We start from the raw sequence: 15583 nt of genomic DNA on the forward strand, positions 1-15583 counted from the left end.
GAGCCGATGTGGCACGGGGCGGGGCGAGCGAGGGGGTCAACTGGTGGGCGTGGCAGGAGCGTTCGAGGTAAGGCCGGTCGCGGAGTTGCTGGTCGAGAACTCCTTAACCCAGGGAGACAGGCCCGCGTTCACCGACGACCGGCGTACGGTGAGCTGGGCCGAACTGGAGCGCCGTACGGCACGGTTGGCGACCGGGCTGGCCGTGGGACGAGGTGCCAGGGTCGCCTTCTGCCTGGACAACTGCGTGGAGTTGGTCGAGGGTCTCCTCGCCACCGTGCGGGCCGCCGCGGTCGGCGTGCCCCTGAGTGCCCGCGCCACCGACTCCGAGCTCGCGGACCTGCTGGCCGACTGCGACCCGGCGGTGGTCGTCACCGACCGCCGGGACCTGCCCCGGATCGCCGCGCTCACGGCAGGCCGGCCCGTCCGACTCGTCGTGACCGGCGACGAGGACCTCGCCGCGGATCCACCGCCCGCACCGCACGTCACCCGCTTCGAGGACCTGGTCACGGGACCGTCCTGCGCGCCGCCCGACGATCTCGGCCTGGACGAACCGGCCTGGCTGCTCTACACCTCCGGCACCTCGGGCACCTCCAGGGCCGCGGTGTCCAGCCAGCGTTCCGCGCTGTGGTCCCCGGTCGCCGCTTACCTGCCCCGGCTGGGTCTGTCGGCGACGGACCGCGTCCTGTGGCCGCTGCCGCTCTCGCACACCTACGCCCATTCGCTGTGCGTCCTCGGCACCACCGTGGCCGGCGCGAGCGCACGGATCACCACCGCACCGGAACCGGCCGCGCTGCTCCGGCTGGTCGAGGAGTACGGCCCGACGGTCCTCGGCGGAGTGCCGCTCACCTACCGGCAGTTGCTCGATGCCGGGCTGGGTGCGGTTCCCTCACTGCGGTTCTGTGTCACCGCCGGTGCGCCCAGCGAGCCGGAGTTGCGGGAGCAGGTCGAGACACGGCTCGGCGCCCCGCTCCTCGACGGCTACGGCAGCACCGAGACCTGCGGCAAGATCGCCATGGAGTCGCCCGACGGCCCGAGGACACCCGGCAGCAGCGGACTGCCGCTCCCCGGCACGGACGTCCGGCTGGTCGACCCGGCGACCGGACAGGACACCACCCGCGGCGAGGGCGAGATCTGGGTGCGGGGCCCCGGCGTCATGCTCGGCTACCACCGACGCCCCGAGGAGAGCGCCGAAGCCCTGCGCGACGGCTGGTACCGCACAGGTGACCTGGGCCGGATCACCGAGCACGGCTCTGTGACCGTCACCGGCCGGCTGACCGACCGGATCGTGCGGGGCGGCGAGAACGTCGACCCGGCCGAGGTCGAGCGGGTACTGCGCGGCCTGCCCGGCGTGCGGGACGCGGCCGTGGTGGCGCGGGCGCATCCGCTGCTGGGTGAGGTCCCGGTGGCGTTCGTCGTGCCCGCCCGGCAGACGCTCGACACGGCGGGGCTGTTGCGGGCGTGCGCCGCGGTGCTCTCCGCGCACAAGGTGCCCGACGAGGTCCTGTTCACCCCGGCCGTCCCCCGCACCGCCGCGGGCAAGCCGCGCCGGGCCCTGCTGCGCGAGGCGCTCGCCGGACGTCCGCCCGAGCCGACGCTCGAACGGCTGGCCGACCGGACTCCCGGCGAGCGGCGGGCCGCGCTGACCGACCTCGTGTGCACGGAGACGGCGGCCATCCGCGGGACGGCCGCCGACCCCGGCACCGCGTTCGCCGACCTGGGCCTGACGTCCATGGACGCGATGACGCTGTGGCACCGGCTCAGCCTGCGCACCGGCCTGCGACTGCCCGCGACGCTGGTCTGGGACCACCCCAACGCGGCCGCGGTCGCCGCCCATCTGGACGCACGGCTGCACGGGACGGCCGTACCCGCGACGGCCGTGCCCGCCACGGCCGTGCACGCGGCCGCGGTGCCACAGCGCGGTCCGCAGGCCGAGCCCGTGGCGATCGTGGCGGTCGGCTGCCGCTACCCCGGTGGCGTGAGTGCGCCCGAGGACCTCTGGCGCGTGGCCGCGGACCGGGTGGACGCCACCGCCGGCTTCCCCGTCGACCGGGGCTGGGACCTCGCCTCCCTGTACCACCCCGACCCCGACCGGCCCGGCACGACGTACACCCGTCGGGGCGGGTTCCTCGACGACGTGGCGGACTTCGACCCGCTCTTCTTCGGCATGTCGCCGCGTGAGGCTCTCGCCACCGACCCGCAGCAGCGGCTGCTGCTGGAGGTCGCCTGGGAGACGCTGGAGCGCGCCGGCATCCCCGCGCCGACGCTGCGCGGCTCCGGCACGGGCGTGTTCGTCGGACTGATGCACGTCGGCTACGGCAGCGGGGTCCCGGCGCAGGAGTTGGAGTCGCACATCGCCATCGGCTCGTCGGGCAGCGTGGCGTCGGGCCGTATCTCCTACGTCCTGGGGCTGCGTGGCCCGACCATGACCCTGGACACGGCCTGCTCGTCCTCGCTGGTCGCGATGGACCTGGCCGCCAGGTCGCTGCGGGCCGGGGAGTGCACGCTGGCCCTGGCCGGCGGGGTGACGGTGCTGTCGAGTCCGCAGCCGTTCATCGCGTTCAGCCGGCAGCGCGGTCTGTCGCCGGACGGCCGCTGCCGGTCGTTCGCGGCGGGCGCGGACGGCACCGCGTGGGCCGAGGGCGTCGGTCTGATGCTGCTGGAGAAGCTGTCGGACGCCCGGCGCAACGGGCATCCGGTGCTGGCCGTGCTGCGCGGGTCCGCCGTGAACTCGGACGGCGCGTCGAACGGCCTCACCGCGCCCAACGGCGAGGCGCAGCGGGAACTCATCCGACTGGCCCTGACCGACGCGGGACTGGACGCCGCTGACGTCGACGCCGTCGAGGGGCACGGCACGGGCACCGCGCTCGGTGACCCGATCGAGGCCGGTGCCCTGTTGGCCACGTACGGGCAGGACCGCGACCCGGCCGACCCGGTGTGGCTCGGCTCGGTCAAGTCCAACCTCGGGCACACCCAGGCCGCGGCGGGCGTGGCGGGCGTGATCAAGATGATCGAGGCGATGCGGCACGACGAGCTGCCCGCCTCGCTGTACGCGGAGGAGCCCTCACCGAACGTCGACTGGAGCGCGGGCGCGGTACGTCTGCTCGACCGCGCACGGCCCTGGCCGGCTCGCCCCGACCGTCCGCGCCGCGCGGCGATCTCGTCCTTCGGCATCGGGGGTACGAACGCCCACGTGATCATCGAGGAGCCGCCGGCGGACGCGGGTTCCGCGACGGCGGGGGAACCAACGGCCGGTGCGGACCCCGCCGGTTCAAGCGCCGGACGAGGAACTGTTCCGCCCCCGTCCGCGCCCCGGCTCCCCCTCACCCCCTGGCTGGTCGGCGGCAGCGACGAGGCCGGGCTGCGCGCCCAGGCCGCGAGCCTGGTTACCGCACTGGCCGACGTGACCGACCGGTCCGCGGCCCTGGACGTCGGCTACTCCCTGGCGACCACCAGGGCACCGCTTCCCCACCGGGCCGCCGTCCTGGCCGACGACGCCGAGAGCCTCGTCGCCGGACTGCGTGATCTCGCCGACGGCACCGACACCGACGGGGTCGACGGCCCGTCCGTGATCCGCCGCACCGCGCTTCCCCGCCCCAGGACGGCCCTGCTCTGCGCGGGACAGGGCGCCCAACGCTCCGGGATGGGCCGCGAACTACGCGCCGCGTTCCCCGTCTTCGACGCCGCCTTCACCGCACTGTGCGAGGAGTTCGCGCCGTACCTCGACCGCCCCCTGCCGGAGGTGATCGACGATCCCGACGAAACGCTCCTGAACCGCACCGACTACGCGCAGCCCGCGCTCTTCACCTTCGCGGTGGCCCTGCACGCGCTGCTCGCCGACTGCGCGGTTCGGCCGGACCACCTGGTCGGACACTCGATCGGTGAGCTGGCGGCCGCCCATGTCGCGGGCGTGTTCTCCCGTGCCGACGCGGTGCGCCTGGTGGCGGCCCGTGGCCGTCTGATGGCGGCGCTGCCCACCGGCGGCGCGATGATCGCGGTGCGTGCGCCACTGGCCGAAGTGACCGCCCGGATCGACGAGTTGCCCGAGCATGTCGCGGCGTCGGTCGCCATCGCGGCGGTCAACGGACCGGCCTCGGTGGTCCTGTCCGGCGACGCGGCCGCGGTGACCACGCTCGCCGCCCGCGTCGGACGGCCGTCCCGGCGACTCCGGGTGAGTCACGCCTTCCACTCGCCGCTGCTGGATCCGATGCTGGCGCAGTACCGTGCGGTCGCCGAGTCGGTGACCTATCACCGCCCGTCCGTTCCGGTGGTGTCCACGCTGACCGGCCGTCCCGAACCGGAGGCGCTCGCCGGCGCCGACCACTGGGTGCGGCAGGCACGGGAGACGGTTCGTTTCGCCGACGCGATGGAGTGGCTGGCCGGCGAGGGCGTCACGGCGTTCGTCGAGGCCGGCCCGGCCGCCTCGCTCGCGGTGGCGGCCGAGGAGTGCGTCGCGCCGGACAAGGACGCGGTGTTCACCTCCTGCCCGGACGCCCGTACGACGGTCGAGGCACTTGCCTCGCTGCACGTCCACGGCGTCGCGGTGGACTGGCGGCCGGTGTACGCCCACAGCGGTGCCCGTCGCCGCCCGCTGCCCACCTACCCCTTCCAGCGCCGGCGCTACTGGCTCGACGCCGTCCGGCACCGGACCCCGTCCGGGCATCCCCTCATGGGGCGCCCCCAGCCCGACGCCGACGGGCCCGGGATCCGGCACACCGCCGTACTGTCCACCGCTGAGCACCCCTGGCTCGCCGACCACGCGATCGGCGGGCGGGTGGTGGTGCCCGCGACGGTCTTCGCCGAGCTGGCGTGCCGGGCCACCGGCACCGCCGGCGCCGTACGACTGGCCGAACTGGCCTTCCACGAGCCGCTCGTGCTGTCCGCGACGGGCCGGACGCAGGTGCAGGTGGTCGCCGGGGCACCGGACGCGTCGGGCGGGCGGCCGGTCACCGTGTGGGCCCGCGCGGCCGACGCCGTGGGGGCACCGTGGCACCGGCACGCCTCCGCGACGGCCGCCCCGGCCGAGGCACCGCCGACCGATCCGCCCGGCGCCTGGCCGCCCCCGGACGCCGAACGCCTCCCCGTCGACTACGCCCGCCTCACGGCCGACGGCCATCACTACGGACCCGCCTTCCGCGCGGTGACCGCCCTGTGGCGAGCAGGCCGTGACGTGTTCGCCGAACTGGCCCTGTCGCCCGGGGAAGCGGCGACCGCGAGCTCGTACACCCTGCATCCCGCCCTGTTCGACGCGGCACTGCACGCCGCCCTGCTGGCCGAGGAACCCGGCGACGGCCGGCGTGAACCCCGCGCCCCGCTCGCCTGCACCGGGGTGACGGTGTACGCCACCGGCGCCTCCGCCGCGCGTGCCGTCGTACGGCGGCTCGGCCAGGACGAGTTCCGGGTCACCCTGACCGACCTCGCCGGCCGTCCCCTCGCCGCGGTCGAGTCCCTCGTCACCCGGGCGATGCCGGCGGCGGTCACCACGCGTGCCGAGACCTACCGCGTCACCTGGCGCCCCGTCGAGGCAAGTCCCGACGCGAGCCCGGAACACGAGTTGCTCGACGTGAGCCGACTGGCCGCCGCCCTGCCCGAGGACGCCGGCCGGCCCGAGCGCGTCCACGGGCTTGTGACGGCTGTGCTGGAGGCGGTCCGCGACTGGACGGCCGATGCCCGGCCGGGCCGTCTTCTGGTGCTCACCCACAACGCCACCGGCGACGACCCGGACCTCGCCGAGGCAGCGGTCGCCGGGCTCGTGCGCAGCGCCCAGTCCGAACATCCCGGCCGGATCGTGCTGGTCGACCGACGCGGAGGCCCCGCCTCACCCGAGGACCTGGAGAGGGCGCTACGGACCGGCGAACCCCAGGTCTGCCTCCGTCACGGTGTGCCGCTGGCGCCTCGGCTCACGCCCGCGGACCCGCCCACCGCTGAGCCAGCCGTCCTGGACCCCGAGGGCACGGTGATCGTCACCGGCGGCACCGGCGCGCTCGGCGCGAGCCTCGCCCGGTATCTGGTCGGTGAACGCGGGGTCCGGCACCTGCTGCTGACGGGGCGTCGGGGCCGGATCCCGGACTGGGCGGCCGACCTGCCCGCAAAGGTGCGTGCGGTGGCGTGCGACGTGAGTGACCGGACGGCCGTCGACGCCCTGATCGCTTCCTGCCGGCCGGCGCCGACGGCGGTGTTCCACCTCGCGGGAGTGGTGGACGACGGCGTGGTGGACGGCATGACCCTCGACCGGCTGGCGAAGGTACTCGCGCCGAAGGCCGACGGCGCCTGGCATCTGCACGAGGCGACCAAGGGCCTCGATCTGGCCGCCTTCGTGCTGTACTCCTCGGCCGCCGGCGTACTCGGCCGGCCGGGCCAGTCGAACTACTCGGCGGCGAACGGCTTCCTCGACGCACTCGCGCGGCACCGGGTGGCGCACGGGCTGCCCGGTCAGGCCCTCGCGTGGGGCCCGTGGGCCACCACCGACCACGAAGGGATGGCTGCCCGCGTCGCACCGGAACGCCTGAACGAGGGTGGCGTCCTGTCGGTCACGGAGGCGGAGGGCATCCGTCTTCTCGACTCGGCCCTGCGCGTCGCGGAGCCGGTGTTGGTGCCGATCCCGCTCGATCCGGCGGCAGCGGCGGGCCCGGCCGTCCTGGCGGACCTGCTGCCGCGGCGTGCGGGCCGGACCGAGCGGCCCCTCGCGCCCGATCCGGCGGGCGGGGCGACGGAGGCCGTCGCTGCCGTGGTCCAGGCACCCGGCGCGTGGCGCGAGCGGCTCGCCGCCGTCGTGCCGCACGAACGCGAGGCGGTCCTCGCGGAGTTGATCCGTGCCGAGGTCGCCGCGGTCCTGGGCTTCCCGGACCCGGCCGCGCTCCCCGCCGAACGCCCCTTCACGGAGATCGGGTTCGACTCCCTGACCGCCGTGCAGGTCCGCAACCGGATCAGCGCGTTCACGCGCGTGCGGCTGGCTCCGACGGTGGTGTTGGAGTATCCCACTCCGCCCGAGCTGGCCGCGCACGTCCATGCCGCCCTGATCGACGCGGGCGCGCTGCCCCCGGCGCAGGACGGATCCGCACCATCACGGGAAGCCGAGGCGGACCCCGGACCCACCCCTGACGGAACGCGCACCGAACCCACCCCCTGCGAGCCCCCCGTCCCGCCGACGTCGTACCGGTTCAGCACCGTCTACCACCAAGTGCTGCGCGAGAAGGGCCCGTTGGAGGCCATGGCGCTGCGCTACCTGGCGTCCTACGCCCTGCCGACGATTCCCGACGGCGGCTACGCCCGCCACACCGTCCCGCCGGTCCGGCTCGCCCAGGGCGACGGCACCCCGCTCGCGTACATCCCGGACTACCTGACCCCACTGCACCGTGTCCCCCTCGCTCTCGCCGAGCAGTTCAAGGGCGAACGTGACCTGTTCCTGCTGGAGCACCCGGGATTCGGGACGAACGGTGCCGCCGTACCGCACGGCATGGCCGCGCTGGTGCGAGCCCATGCCGACACCGTGCGCTCCCTGCCGACGGACGAGGCACCGGTCCTCGTCGGCTACTGCGCCGGCGGAGTGGTCGCGCACGAAGTGGCCCGCCACCTGGCGCGGACGGGCCGGCCACCCGCCGGCGTGATCCTGATCGACACCCATGCGGGAGTGCTGCGCCGCGACGACCCCCGAGGGCTGGCCCTGATGTCCGCGGGCACTTCCCTGCCGCAGGACGTCGTCGACGCGTTGGACGACTCGCTGCTGATCGCCGGAGGCGGCTACGCGCGCGTGCTGGAGAACTGGCAGCCCGGGCCGTCGCCGGTCCCCACACTGCTGCTGCGTGGCCGGCCCACCGCCCACATGCTGCGGACGGACCCCGACCGGGACTGGGAACCGCGGTGGCCGCTGCCGCACGACCGTGCGGACCTGCCCGGTGACCACTACTCCGTGCTCAACAAGGACGCCGCCGGCACGGCGGCGGCGATCCGCAGCCGGCTGACCCGGTAGGGCACGTCGCGACGCTGCCCCGGTCGCCGGTCGACCCCGCGCGACCCGTGCGGCCGTCGCGTCCTCACCACCACCCCACCTCGGAACAGGAGCCCTTGATGACCTCGGACTACGACCTCGTCGTCGTGGGCGGCGGGCCGGCCGGCTCGACCGCCGCCACGGCTGTGGCCCTGCGCGGTCACCGGGTGCTGCTGCTGGAACGGGAGACGTTCCCCAGGTACCAGATCGGCGAGTCGCTGCTGCCCGCCACGGTGCACGGCCTGTGCCGCATCCTGGGCGTGGCCGACGAGGTCGCCGAGGCCGGCTTCACCCTCAAGCGGGGCGGGACGCTGCGCTGGGGCCGTACGGCGGAGCCCTGGCAGTTCTCCTTCGCGATGACGCCCCGCCTGCCCGATCCCACGGCGACGGCCTTCCAGGTGGAGCGTTCCCGGTTCGACGAGATCCTGCTGCGCCACGCCGAACGCGTCGGCGTCGAGGTGCGCGAGGGCAGCCCCGTCCGCCGCGTCCTCGCCGAGGGTGAGCGGGTGCACGGCGTCGAGTACACCGACCGGGACGGAACGACGCGCACGGCGCACGCCCGGTTCGTCATCGACGCGTCCGGCAACACCAGCCGGATCCACGGCCGGGTCGGCGGAGCGCGCGTGTACTCCGACTTCTTCCGCAATCTCGCCGTGTTCGGCTACTACGCCGGCGGCGGCCGGCTCCCCGAGCCCGACAGCGGCAACATCTTCTGCGCCGCGTTCGACGCGGGCTGGCTCTGGTACATCCCGCTGCGCGCGGACCTGACCAGCGTCGGCGCGGTGATCTCGCCCGAGCACTACGCGGCCGTCCAGCGGGACCCCCGCACCGCCTGGCAGGACATGATCAACGCGTGCCCGCAGGTCGCCCGCCTCCTCACGGACGTACCGGTCGCGACGGAGCCGCCGTACGACCAGGTCCGTGTCCGCAAGGACTACTCCTACTGGAAGAAGTCCCTCTGGACGCCGGGCATGGCCCTGGTCGGGGACGCCGCGTGCTTCGTCGACCCGGTGCTCTCCTCGGGCGTCCACCTGGCGACGTACGGCGCGCTGCTGGCCGCCCGCGCGGTGAACTCCGCCCTCGACGGCCGTGTCCCCGAGGAGCGCGGCTTCGCGGAGTTCGAGGCCCGCTACCGCCGTGAGTACGGCGTGTTCTACGACTTCCTCGTCGCCTTCTACGACATGGAGCGCAACGAGGACTCGTACTTCTGGGCGGCGAAGAAGGTCACGGAGGTCGACATCGACGAGGTCGCCGCCTTCGCCGAACTGGCTGGCGGAGTGGCCTCCGGCGACGAGGCGGTGGGCGCCACCGGCCGGCTGGGAACCTACTGGAGCGCGGCCGCGGCCGAACTCGACGCCGCGGTGGACCACCTGACGACCCCCGCCGACTCCCGCACCAACCCCCTCCTCACCACCCGGATCGTCACCGACACCTTCCGCACCGGCAACGCTCTGCAGGAACAGGCCCTCTACGGCGGCCCCCTCGACGCCCCGACCCCACCCGGTCCGGACGCTCTCACGGTCACCACGGACGGTCTGTCCTGGGTCGGATGAGACGGACGGGCATGGGGCACGGTCTCCGCGTCCGGCCGAGGCAGTGTCTTCCCTCGTCACGCAGTGGGTTCTGCCCCGCTGTCGGGCCTACGCAGTTCCTGTCGCCGCGCGGCCCGGGCACGAGCCGCCTCGTGGGCGTGCCGAAGGAGCCGGACGACCGTGTCCTGGGTCCGTTCGCCGGGATTGTTGACGCAGATCCAGCCGAGGGTGCCGTAGACCGGGTGGGGCAGGACGGTGTCGGTGGTCGTGTAGTCCCGGGGGTGGGCGACGCTGTCGGGCTCCGCTCCCAGGAGTTCCAGGAATGTGGCGCGGTCCACGTGGATGTTCACGCGCCAGCGGCCGGGAGGGTCGAGGTCGCAAGCGGTGTCGTCGGGATAGTTCTTCGTGACGATCGTCCCGTAGGGCTGGGTGTGGTGGGGGATCCTGCCGTCCGGGGCGTGGTAGAAGAAGGCGTCTCCCCACGCGACCTCGGGGAAGTCGCCTTCCGGGCCGGGGAGGAGCACGAGGGCGCCGTCGAGGCCGCGCACCGTGGCGATGATCTGTTCCATACTCATGGTTCAAGCATCACCTTCAAGTCCTTCTGTGGGGTTCACCGATGAGCGAGGCTTCGGACGGTGCCCGGCCGGGGCCGCTCAGGACCGTCGATGTCGCCCGGGCCACGGAGTACTCCGTGCAACAGGTCCGCGACCTGGAGCGGCTGGGCGTCATCCCGCCGGCCACCCGGTCGGACAACGGCTATCGCACCTACACGTCGGTCCATGTCGGGGCGCTGCGCGCCTATCGAGGGCTCGCCATGGCCGTGGGGCCGGTCACCGCTCGCCAGGTGCTCAGCCGACTGCGCACGCGGACGCTCGCCGAGGCGGCCTCGGCGATCAGCGCGCTGCATGTACAGCTCGCGAACGAGCGTGAGGAGGCGCTGCGCGCTCAGCAGGCGCTGCGGGCGATCCAGGCCGAGGCGGACACGTCCGACGTACCGGTCAGGTCGACGTCCGCGGAGAACGGCTCCCGGGCGCCCGGGGTCGAGCACGACGGCGACGCGATGACCATCACGCAGCTTGCCGGTGCGCTCGGCGTCCGCCCCTCGACCCTGCGGTTCTGGGAGGAGGAGGGACTCGTCGTGCCCGAGCGGGTGACGTCCCTGCGGGCGCGCCGGTACGGCCTGGCCGCGACGCGAACGGCCCGTATCGTCGCGGCGCTGCGCAGCACCGGGCACGGCATTCCCGCCGTACGCGAGATCGTCGGCGCGCTGAACCGGTTCGACGGCCGGGAGGAGACCCTGCGCCTCCTGGGTGAGCGTCTCGACCGGATCGCCGCACGGACCATCGCGCTGCTCCGGGCGGGCGCGGACCTGGCCGCCGTGATCAGCTCCGTGGAGGGGCGGAGCAGCTGACGCACCCGCACGCGGTGCACGGCACGGGCTTCCGTGCAACGGCTCGAAGTGACCGGAACCGTGCTGCGTCCGCCGCTGTGGAACCCGGCGCGTTGCCGCTACGGTTCGGCCATGAGGGCAGCGGTGAGCAGGCGGTACGGGCCGCCGGACGTGGTGCGGGTCACCGACGTGGACAAGCCGGCGGTCGGTGCGGACGACGTGCTCGTCCGGGTGCACGCGACCACGGTGAACCGTACGGACTGTGCCTACCGTGCGGCCAGGCCGTTCTTCATGCGGGCGCTCACCGGCCCGACCCGTCCACGTCGCGTCGTGCTCGGGACCGAGTACGCGGGTGTGGTGGACGCCGTCGGCAGCGGTGTCACGTCGTTCCGTGTCGGCGACCGGGTGTTCGGGTACAACGAGGGCGCGTTCGGTGCCCACGCCGAGTACCTCGCGGTCCCGCAGGGCGGCGCGATCGCGGCGATGCCCGACGCGCTGACGTTCGAGGAGGCGGCACCGGGTACCGAGGGCGCTCACTACGCCCTGTCGTTCCTCCGGGTCGCCCGGGTCCGCGCCGGGCAGAACGTCCTCGTCCACGGCGCGACCGGTGCCATCGGCTCGGCGGCCGTGCAGTTGCTCAAGCATCGCGGGGTCACCGTGACCGCGGTCTGCGACACCGCGCGCCTGGAGCTGGTGAAGGGCCTCGGCGCGGACCGGGTCGTCGACTACACCGCACAGGACTTCACCGAGGACGAGCAGCGGTACGACGCCGTGTTCGACGCGGTCGGCAAGAGCACCTTCGGCCGGTGCAGGCGGCTGCTGAAACCCGGCGGGCTGTATCTGTCGTCGGAGCTCGGCCCGGGCTGGCAGAACGTGCTCCTGCCGCTCGTCACCCCGCTGTTCCGCGGAAGAAGGGTGAAGTTCCCCTTTCCGCGGCAGAATCAGGACATCGTGCGGCACATCGGAGAGCTGATGGACACCGGTGGGTTCAAGCCGGTCGTCGACCGGCGCTATCCGCTGGAGCGGATCGCCGACGCCTATCGGTTCGTCGAGACCGGCCAGAAGACGGGCAACGTCGTGATCACCGTCGTACCGCCCGACTGAAACCTGCGGCCGGCTCAGTTCAGACGGCGGACCACTTGGGCCTCCGCGGCCTCGATCTCCGCCCGCCAGGACGCCATCTCGCCGCTGATCGGGCGTCATCTTTGTGTCGGGTGCCGTGAGTTGGGGCGATGACGGGCGGAGCGGACGCCCGACGCGGGCGCCACGGCATGACCGAGCCGCCCGGCGGTTCGGACCGTGGCGGGCGGCTCGCGTCGCGGGTGTTCAGAGATCGAGGTCGGCGACGGCACTGAAGGCGTCCTGGGCCGCTGGACGACATCGGCCGGTGATGCCGATGGCGGGATTCGAACCCGCGTTACCCGCTTGAGAGGCGAAGTAGCCGCAGCCTGCGCACCTGAACGCCCCCAACGCTAGCGAGGGTGGGGGAAGCGTGCATCCGGATTTTCCCGGGTGGTGGAGAGGCGTGCGTGTGCCGTGGTCCGCGACCCGGGACAGCGTCCGGCGTCAACACCTCTATGCCGCCCGGGGCTTCGGCGGCACGCACAGCCAGGCGAGGAGCGCGGCGACGAGGTACGCGAGCGCGCCGATCGCCATGCTGGTCCGCAGTCCGGTGCCGTGGTCGGCGGCGGTGGCCAGGAGGCTGCCGCCCAGAGCCACGCCGGTGGCGCTGCCGATCTGCCGGGTGGTGTTGAACAGGGCCGAGGCGGTCCCGGAGTAGGCCGGGGGCGCGGCGCCCATCACGGTGGCGGTCGAGCCGGTCAGGGCGAAGGACGTACCGAAGCCCGCGGCCATCATCGGTGCCACCAGCAGCGCGTACGCGGGGTCCGATCCCGCCGCCGCCCAGCCCGCCAGTCCCAGCCCGGCCAGCAGCATGCCGGAGACCACCAGGGGACGGTCACCGGTCCGGCGGCTCAGGCGTCCGGACAGGACGGAGGCGAACATCGTCATCGCCACCGCCGGGAACAGCGCCAAGCCGGTTTCGAGGGCGCTGTACCCGCGCTGGTGCTGGAACTCCAGACTGGCGGTGAAGACCATGCCGTAGAAGCCGAAGTTGAACAGCAGGCCGATGACGGCACCGCCGCTCATCGCCCGGGAGTGCAGCAGGTTCAGGGGGAGGACGGGGGCGCGGGCGAACTTCTCCCGTACGGCGAACGCCGCTGCCGCCGACACGGCCAGGCCGAGGCCGGCGAGTACGGCCGGGTCGGACCATCCGCGTCGTCCCGCCTCGTTGAGCGCCGCCGTGAGCAGTGCCACCGACGCGACGACCGCGCACTGGGCCGGCCAGTCGAGAGCGCGGCCGGCACGCCTGGGTGAGCGGGTCACATGGCGGAGCGTCAGTGCGAGGCACACGGCGCCGACCGGCAGGTTGATGAGGAACACCCAGCGCCAGCCGGCCGTGGAGACGAGCAGGCCGCCCAGCAGCGGGCCGGCGGAGGCCGCGATGCCCGCCATCGAACCCCACAGGCCGAAGGCCCGCGCGCGAGCGGCCGGCGCGGGGTACGCCTGCTGGAGCAGGGCCAGGGAGCCGGGCACGATCAGTGCCGCGCCGAGCCCTTCCACCAGGCGCGCGACGACCAGGAAGGGGGCGTTCGGCGCGAGCGCGCAGGCGGCCGAGGACGCCGTGAACACGGCCACGCCCCAGCAGAAGACCCGGCGGTTGCCCATCCGGTCGCCCAGCGCGCCGCCCGTCAGAAGGAAACCGGCGAAGACCAGGGTGTAGCCGTCGGTGATCCACTGGATGCCGGTGAGCGAGGCCGACAGTTCACGGCCGATCACGGGGACGGCGACGTTGATGATCGTCACGTCCAGGATCACCATGAAGTACCCGGCGCAGACCGCGAGCAGCGGCGCCCAGGAGCGTTGCCCGGCCTCGCCCTCGGCGTCCGACTCCGCGAAGGCCACGGCCCCAACTCCATTTCGTCCACGGGAGCACGACGTCGAGGTCACGGTAGGTGACATACGCCGCAAACCGCGGGATCACGGCCAGGGTTCGACGTGGAGCCGGGGCCGGCGCATCGGGAGCAACTGAGGCTTCAAAGACTTCGGTTCTTGCTCCTGCCGGGGCGCCCTACCGGCCGATCGAGCCCGCGGCGCCCGGCCGCCCGGACCCTGTTTCCGCCTCTTTTTTCCGGTGCTGCCCGCTCTACTGCAACGCCGTGCGCGCGGCGGTCACGGCCTCCTCGTACCCGAGAGCCCCGTCGCGATCCTTGTCGGCTTCCTCGAACGCCCGTCGGGCATGAGCCCGGGAGATGCCGGCGCCGGCGAGGGCCGCCAGGAATTCCTCGATGTCTATCCGACCGTCGCCGTCCGCGTCCCCGATGATCCTCATCTGGTCGGTGACGGCCTTGAGTGCCGGGTCCAGGGTGGTCATCTCGTCCTCCAGCCGGTCGTCTGGATGTGACTCCCTGCCAGGCTGGGCGATGACCGCGCCGCTCGCGTGCCCGGACGGCCGATCGGGTGAACGTCGCCTCACACGCCCCTTGTGCCGCCTGCCTCCGCCCCACCTTTCTGCCTGGAGCCCTTCGTGCCCCGGCATCCGCCTCCGGGCCCGTTGCGCGCCGTGCGTGACATGCTGGGTACACGGCCGGCCGGGCAAGCCCGAGAGGTGGCGTACGCGATGGACTGGGCTCATTTCGCACAGCAGATGGCGTCATTGGCGCGGGATCTGCTGGCGCAGAAGTCGGTCGACACGACCTTGGAGCGGATCACCGACTCGGCGACCGAGCTCGTGGAGGGATGTCACGCGGCCGGCATCCTCGTGCTGCACGGCAAGCAGGTCCAGAGTCTGGCGCCGACGCACGAGCTGGTGGTGGAGAGTGACCGGTTGCAGGAGCAGCTGGCCGAGGGTCCCTGCTTCGACGCCGCCCGCACGAAAGAGGGCGAGCGGGTCTTCCGCATCCGGGACTTCACCCGGGAGCAGCCGCGCTGGCCGTCCTTCGCGCCCGAGGCCCACCGACTCGGCATCGGCAGCATGATGGGGTTCCTGCTGTACACCGATGACGAGGACTTCGGTGCGCTGAACATCTACTCGCGTGAGGCCGGTGCCTTCACCGAAGCCAGCGAACTGGCCGGCTGGCTGCTGGCCTCCCACGCCGCGGTCGCCTTCTCCAGCGCCCGCACACACGCGCAGATGGAGCACGCCGTCGCCACCCGGCACATGATCGGGGAGGCCATGGGCATCGTCATGGGCAGCCATGACCTCAGCGAGGAACAGGCGTTCGACGTGCTACGCCGGTACTCGCAGGAGAACAACATCAAACTCCGCGAGGTCGCCCGTCTGATCTGCGAGCACGGCAGCCTGTCCTGACCGGAGGGCGGCTCCCCCGGCTCGTGGTCTGAACCAGAGGAGCCTGGCCGACCCCGGCCCCCAGGGGAACGCCGCCGGCACCGGCCTCCTACGCCAAGTCCCCACGCCCGTCGTTTTCACGCCGCCCGGGACCGCGTTATCGCTTCTCTTGTGCGAACAGGGGACGGGGCACCCGCTCGCCCGGGGCGGCAGCGGCTGCCGGCCGCCGAGGGCGCCGGTGACTCATGACCGGCGGTGCGCAGGCCTCCCCCGACATCACACTAGAGACGAGACGGTCCGTTTTGCTAGGATGGTCGCGTGGCTTTCTA

Annotated in this window: 8 protein-coding genes; 5 read left to right on the forward strand and 3 right to left on the reverse strand. The window is 73.3% G+C overall.

The annotated features are described in order from the left end of the window. Positions 1-49: 49 nt before the first annotated feature. Together ACGFW6_RS08710 and ACGFW6_RS08715 are read left to right on the forward strand one after the other, a co-directional pair. The gene (locus tag ACGFW6_RS08710) at positions 50-7966 is read left to right on the forward strand and encodes an SDR family NAD(P)-dependent oxidoreductase (protein WP_393506115.1); all 7917 of its coding nucleotides are present in this window, start codon (positions 50-52) and stop codon (positions 7964-7966) included. A gap of 98 nt (positions 7967-8064) precedes the next feature. Continuing rightward, complete coding sequence (locus ACGFW6_RS08715) at positions 8065-9537, forward strand: tryptophan 7-halogenase (protein ID WP_393506117.1); 1473 nt, start codon at positions 8065-8067, stop codon at positions 9535-9537. A gap of 56 nt (positions 9538-9593) precedes the next feature. On the opposite strand, the gene ACGFW6_RS08720 is transcribed toward ACGFW6_RS08715, so the two are convergent. Next, positions 9594-10085 (reverse strand): DUF6194 family protein, encoded by a 492-nt coding sequence (locus ACGFW6_RS08720; RefSeq protein WP_393506970.1) that lies wholly within the window; start codon positions 10083-10085, stop codon positions 9594-9596. Between the two features lie 47 nt (positions 10086-10132). Here ACGFW6_RS08720 and ACGFW6_RS08725 point away from each other — a divergent pair, with 47 nt between their 5' ends. After that, on the forward strand, positions 10133-10927 hold the full coding sequence (locus tag ACGFW6_RS08725) for a MerR family transcriptional regulator (protein ID WP_393506119.1): 795 nt from the start codon (positions 10133-10135) through the stop codon (positions 10925-10927). Between the two features lie 111 nt (positions 10928-11038). Further along, positions 11039-12010 (forward strand): NAD(P)-dependent alcohol dehydrogenase, encoded by a 972-nt coding sequence (locus ACGFW6_RS08730; protein ID WP_393506121.1) that lies wholly within the window; start codon positions 11039-11041, stop codon positions 12008-12010. A 471-nt stretch (positions 12011-12481) separates the two neighbouring features. Here the strand turns inward: ACGFW6_RS08730 and ACGFW6_RS08735 are convergent, their stop codons facing one another. Together ACGFW6_RS08735 and ACGFW6_RS08740 are read right to left on the reverse strand one after the other, a co-directional pair. Then, positions 12482-13870 carry an MFS transporter gene (locus ACGFW6_RS08735; protein ID WP_393506123.1) on the reverse strand — a complete coding sequence of 463 codons (1389 nt, stop codon included), beginning with the start codon at positions 13868-13870 and terminating at the stop codon, positions 12482-12484. Positions 13871-14111: 241 nt separating this feature from the next. Continuing rightward, on the reverse strand, positions 14112-14339 hold the full coding sequence (locus ACGFW6_RS08740; RefSeq protein ID WP_393506125.1) for a hypothetical protein: 228 nt from the start codon (positions 14337-14339) through the stop codon (positions 14112-14114). A gap of 246 nt (positions 14340-14585) precedes the next feature. Between ACGFW6_RS08740 and ACGFW6_RS08745 the strand changes: the two genes are divergently transcribed. Beyond that, positions 14586-15275, forward strand: coding sequence for a GAF and ANTAR domain-containing protein (locus ACGFW6_RS08745; RefSeq protein ID WP_393506127.1), 690 nt, complete (start codon positions 14586-14588; stop codon positions 15273-15275). Positions 15276-15583 lie beyond the last annotated feature (308 nt).

It is taken from the genome of Streptomyces sp. Y7, assembly GCF_043195415.1.
In the GTDB taxonomy this organism is placed as follows: domain Bacteria; phylum Actinomycetota; class Actinomycetes; order Streptomycetales; family Streptomycetaceae; genus Streptomyces.